Raw genomic sequence first — 4,888 nt, 5'->3', positions numbered from 1 at the left:
CCGTCTGCCGAGTCGGAATTTTAACTGAAGTCTTTAGCGATCGCGTTTGTATTAACGCGATGGCGTACCCGCTCTTTCGGTGGCGAGCATTCACCGATGCTCTTAACATTATTGACCCAGAAAACTCGTATTCATTAGTTGGATATGATGACGAATTTGATGATGATGAAATTTATGAATAATCAAGAAAATTTAGATATCCCACACCCAGATCCAGTATGGAAAATGGACAAATACTCTATCAAACAAAGGCGAGAATTCATCAAAGACACAATTCTTGATGCAAAACCAAATACGGTAACGACACTTGTCTGCCACAGCAAAAGGGAAATAATGCTCCTGAATAAAGCTTTTACCAAAGGGTTAAAGTCCAAAGCTGCGGCTAAAAATTTTACATTGGAGTTTGCTGTGTACACCGCCTGATGAATCGTAATTGTTGCGATGGCGTAACCGCCCGCTGCAAGCGATCGCGCTTGATGAAGGCGCGGGCTACTTGACCCGGTAGCCGAAACGTGAGTTTATCTCACGTCGCGGACTGGAGTCCAACCCAGACGTACAGCACATACACAGCAACTTAGGGCTTTTACGAAGAACCAAGCTTTTATGGCTTTCTGCCGTTCGCAAGCTCGGTTGCTGTGAATATGCTGTTTTCTCCCTATGTCACCAGAAGCGGTAACTTCTGGTTTTGCCTTGAGAGTGAATTAGGCTGTTGTGGCCTTCGGGTGATTCGCAGGCATGGCATCAGGGTTAAACAGAGAACCACCCAGGAGGAACTGAATGATTAAAATTTTGGGACTTGATGTCAGCAAGTCCTCTGTTTCGGCTTGCCTGCTATTGTCCAAGCCCGAAGATCCACGTCAATTCTATTACGAATGTCCGTTTTTTAAGTTGAGCGCTGATGCAAAAGGCATTCAAAATTTACTCGCGCTCAATGCGGATATTGCCCTACTGGAGCCAACTGGCAACAATTACAGCAAGCTTTGGGGCACTCACTTGGCCCGTGCCGGGGTAGAAGTGCGGCTGGTTGGTCATAAAGAACTGAGGAATTATCGAGCTAATCACCTGGCACTACCAGATAAAGATGATGATGCCGATGCCTTAGCACTCGCCTGTTACTACTTTGATTACCACAAAGACCCGCGTCGATTTGTCCAAATTCGCGATCGCACTATTGTCAGAATTCGGGAACTGGTACTAAGACTTGCTCACTTAAACCGTGTTCAGTCTCCGATCATGAATCGGGCGCGGCAGGATTTAGCATGGCAGTTTCCAGAAGTTGCATTAGTAAAGTCCCGGCGGGGTGAATCAGGCGAAGCGCCTTTACTGTGGGGCTGGCTTGCTGGAATTCGCAAAAGTACGCGCTATGACCGCCTTTACTCTCAATCTGTTGGTTTGGGAATCACCCAAACAGTTCGAGAACACGCAAAACGGATTTGTGACCTCCAGCGTGAGGAACACGTCATCGAGGCAGAATTGCAAGAACTGCTTGCTGATTCACGGTTTGAGCATTACCGCACAGTTTTTAAAAACTTTGGATTTGGCGATCGCCTCTCGTCAGTGATTATTTCCCAGATTTACCCCATTAAGGGATTCCTGGATGCAGATGGCAAGCCAGAAGTCAGAATACGCCAGGGGCGGAATTCTAAAAAGCCCACTAAACGCCACCTTTCATTGAGAAGATTTCAGAAAGCTTTGGGCGCTGCTCCTAGTCTGGAAGCTTCCGGCGATAGTCGTAAAGCCAAGGTAGTAGGTGGTTCAGATTTATGTCGTAAGTCCTTATGGCAGTGGGTATTTACAAGAATTGAGCCGAAGCGATCGCGCCTCAAAAATGATATTGGTAAAGCTTTGGGCGAACAGTTAGACACTGAAAAAGCGGCGGGTCGTCCTGTGAAACTTGTCAGGAATCGTGTTGCAGCCAAAGGAGCTAGGCTGCTGTTTAGAGAATTAGTTAAAAACTTGAAGTGACAAAAAGGGAATTATGTTTACTAAGAGAAAGAACCAAAAATTAGCCCGTTGTAGAATTTGCGGTCGATTTTCGCCATTGTGGGTACTTCTCCCAAGTTACCTTCAGTATTACGAGCATCCAGAGTGCGCTGCCAAAAAGAGCTTTGAGAAATTTAAATCTCAACTAAAGTAATAACGAAATTATGACCAGCCAAGAAACTGACAAAATAATTCATTACGTGCCTGGGCATTGGGGAGGACAAGCTTTTTTAACGGCTTTATGTGGGGCAAGAGTAGTTTATACTCATGCTTCATCACTGATTACTAATTGCCCAGAATGCCAAAAATGCCGTCAAGAACATGACACTACTTTATGAAAAGCACCAAGGATTATTACTAGAGATTTTTTATACAGAAGATAATTATTGCTTCGCTTCGTGTGAGCATCCTTTTAGGCTTGAGATAATTGAGTCAGAATTGTGTTACACGCCCAAGCAGGCTTTTGACAGGCTAAAAGGGAAGATTGATTTGATTTACGCCGATTACAAAGACGACTTGGGGGAGGCGATGTGACAAAATGGAGATTTAGACCTGTGAAAAATTTGGCTGAAAAATGCTACCAGTCAGTTAGAGAAGTTTTGCAAAAGTCAGGGAATGTAGTTCCCTGCTGGCAAAATACTTCCGAAGTCTTCCGCCTCAAATTTGAGGCTGAACTCTTAGATGGGATAAAGAAATTGCTAGAGTGAACGGCATGGCATTCTCAAAGTATTGGGAATGCGTGAGCCTGTAAAGTTGGAATCGATCTATACAGCAGTTCAGTTTTTAGGTGATGATGCTATCCGTAGTTTTGAATCCATTGAGAATTTAGAAAAAGTCTATCGCCAAGCTAAAAATCGGGGATTTCAATCTCACGATGGTAAAAAACAAGCAGGAATTAAAGTTGCTAATGATAAGCAATATCTGATGGTACTTGGTGGGCCTGGTGCAGGAAAGTCTACATTTGTGCGGAAGATGGGACTAGAAGCGCTCAAAGGTAAAAAAGGAGGGTTTGAACACGCTTGCATTCCAGTTTTTATTGAATTGAAAACGTTTGCATCTAGCAATATCAATATTGAAAAGTTTATTGCTAAGGAGTTTCATACTTGCGGCTTTCCATCACCAGATCAATTTACAGCCAAAGCCTTAGAAAAAGGTAAATTACTAATTTTGCTGGATGGGTTAGATGAAGTACCAACAAAAAGTTTGACTGAGGCAATTAGCGAAATTCAAAATTTTGTTGATAAGTACGATAAAAATCGTTTTATTTCCTCCTGTCGCACGGCGGCTTATCGCAGCAGTTTTCGCCGCTTTAGCGATGTGGGAATGGCAGATTTTGACGACGATCAAATTCAGCAATTTATTGATAACTGGTTTCATTGTGAAGCAGACAAACAAGCAAAGACAGGCGAGAAATGCTGGGAATTACTGCAAAAACCAGAACATGAAGCTGCAAAAGAGTTGGCGCACACACCTTTATTGCTGACATTTATATGTTTAGTTTATGACCGTTCGCAAAACTTTCCAGATAATCGCAGTGTTCTTTACCGGAAGGCACTACGGATATTGCTAGAAGAGTGGGCATCAGAAAAACGAATTCTCAGAGATGAGATTTATCAAGGACTGCATACAGAATTAGAAGAGATATTACTATCAGAGATTGCTTATACAGGTTTTGAATCTGACAGGCTATTCTTTTCACAGCGCGATATAGTTGGGCAAATTAAAACATTTTTAGCGAGTAATCTGAATGCACCTCAGCATTTAGATGGGGAATCAGTGCTGGATGCGATCGCAATTCAACAAGGAATTTTGGTAGAACGCGCCGAGCATGTGTTTTCCTTCTCTCATCTAACGCTACAGGAATATTTAACAGCACAATATATTGATGACCATCGGCAAATTGAGAAATTAGTTACTGAACACCTGACAGTTCAACGTTGGAAAGAGGTGTTTTTGTTAGTAGCTGGTTTAATGCGCGGTGGTGCAGATGATTTGCTGCTGCTGATGGAAAAGGAAGCGCAAAAGTATATTAATACCCCGAAGTTACAAGCTTTATTAAACTGGGCAGAACAGGTAACAGCTGGATCGCCAGGGGATTTTAAACCTGTGGGTAAACGCGCAGTTGCTATTGCGATCGCCAACGCCATCGCCAACGCCAACGCCAACGCCTACGCCTACGCCTACGCCAACGCCGAAGCCATCGCCAACCCCATCGCCATCGCCTACGCCTACGCCTACGCCTACGCCAACGCCAACGCCGAAGCCATCGCTGAAGCTATCAACTACTCTCGTAAACTGGAAAAATTAAAAATCTTCAATGACATCAACTTTACTGTGCTAATTGCTCGACTAGAAGCATTAAGAGCTAAAGTTCCCAACGATCAACAGCCAACGGAAGTGCGTCTGGCATTTGCTAAACATCTGCAAAAAACCTTACTCAATGCTTTTAATCTCACACTAGAAATGATCAATTTATCTGAGGAAGAAGCCAAAGCACTCGGCGATTATCTCTATGCAAATCACCTCATCATGCAGTGCAAACAAGCAGCAGTGCGGGTGTCGCCCCAAACCTGGGAAGCGATTGAGGCGCGGATGTTGTTGGTTCTATAGGAATCCGGTTTGATTTCTGAAAAGATACGTAGGGTGTGTTAGCGACAGCGTAACGCACGAAACCCTTGATAGTGGTGTGTTACGAACTTCGTTCTAACACACCCTACATACCTAATTTTGTTCAAAAATCAAATAGGAGTCCTATAGGTGATTAAGCAACAATAGAAAAATGAAATGCAAGCCGATGCATTAACAATGCAAGCCGATGCATTAACAATGCAAGCCGATGCATTAACAATGCAAGCCGACGCATTACCCGCATTTCTCACAAGCTTCAGGCGTTTGATAGAGCAGA

Annotated in this window: 6 protein-coding genes and 1 pseudogene; all 7 read left to right on the top strand. The window is 43.6% G+C overall.

Annotated features, from left to right (window positions below; genetic code table 11):
* A pseudogene (locus CDG79_RS41835) lies at positions 1-182 on the top strand (hypothetical protein); the annotation flags it as partial.
* The gene (locus CDG79_RS39050; protein WP_094346854.1) at positions 175-423 is read left to right on the top strand and encodes a hypothetical protein; all 249 of its coding nucleotides are present in this window, start codon (positions 175-177) and stop codon (positions 421-423) included. The pseudogene CDG79_RS41835 and the gene CDG79_RS39050, both read left to right, overlap by 8 nt.
* Before the next feature lie 354 nt (positions 424-777).
* Positions 778-1,965, top strand: a complete 1,188-nt coding sequence (locus tag CDG79_RS39045) for an IS110 family transposase (RefSeq protein ID WP_094346853.1) — start codon at positions 778-780, stop codon at positions 1,963-1,965.
* A 182-nt stretch (positions 1,966-2,147) separates the two neighbouring features.
* Entirely contained in the window at positions 2,148-2,321 is a 174-nt protein-coding gene (locus CDG79_RS43185; RefSeq protein WP_189525298.1) for a hypothetical protein, read from the top strand.
* Complete coding sequence (locus tag CDG79_RS39040) at positions 2,305-2,517, top strand: hypothetical protein (protein WP_094346852.1); 213 nt, start codon at positions 2,305-2,307, stop codon at positions 2,515-2,517. The genes CDG79_RS43185 and CDG79_RS39040 overlap by 17 nt, the downstream gene beginning before the upstream one ends.
* A 20-nt stretch (positions 2,518-2,537) precedes the next feature.
* The gene (locus CDG79_RS43180; RefSeq protein WP_189525297.1) at positions 2,538-2,690 is read left to right on the top strand and encodes a hypothetical protein; all 153 of its coding nucleotides are present in this window, start codon (positions 2,538-2,540) and stop codon (positions 2,688-2,690) included.
* Positions 2,691-2,736: 46 nt separating this feature from the next.
* Entirely contained in the window at positions 2,737-4,593 is a 1,857-nt protein-coding gene (locus CDG79_RS39035; protein WP_223278629.1) for an NACHT domain-containing protein, read from the top strand.
* Positions 4,594-4,888: the final 295 nt, after the last annotated feature.

This window comes from Nostoc sp. 'Peltigera membranacea cyanobiont' 232, from assembly GCF_002245985.1.
Taxonomy (GTDB): Bacteria; Cyanobacteriota; Cyanobacteriia; order Cyanobacteriales; family Nostocaceae; genus Nostoc.
The sequence above is the reverse complement of the archived record's forward strand: the minus strand, read 5'-3'. Positions and strand labels throughout refer to the sequence as shown.

Excerpts from the sequence above, each read along its gene's own strand:
- CDG79_RS43185 (WP_189525298.1), top strand. The coding sequence starts at position 2,148 with ATGACCAGCCAAGAAACTGACAAAATAATTCATTACGTGCCTGGGCAT.
- CDG79_RS39040 (WP_094346852.1), top strand. The coding sequence starts at position 2,305 with ATGACACTACTTTATGAAAAGCACCAAGGATTATTACTAGAGATTTTT.
- CDG79_RS39050 (WP_094346854.1), top strand. The coding sequence starts at position 175 with ATGAATAATCAAGAAAATTTAGATATCCCACACCCAGATCCAGTATGG.
- CDG79_RS39045 (WP_094346853.1), top strand. The coding sequence starts at position 778 with ATGATTAAAATTTTGGGACTTGATGTCAGCAAGTCCTCTGTTTCGGCT.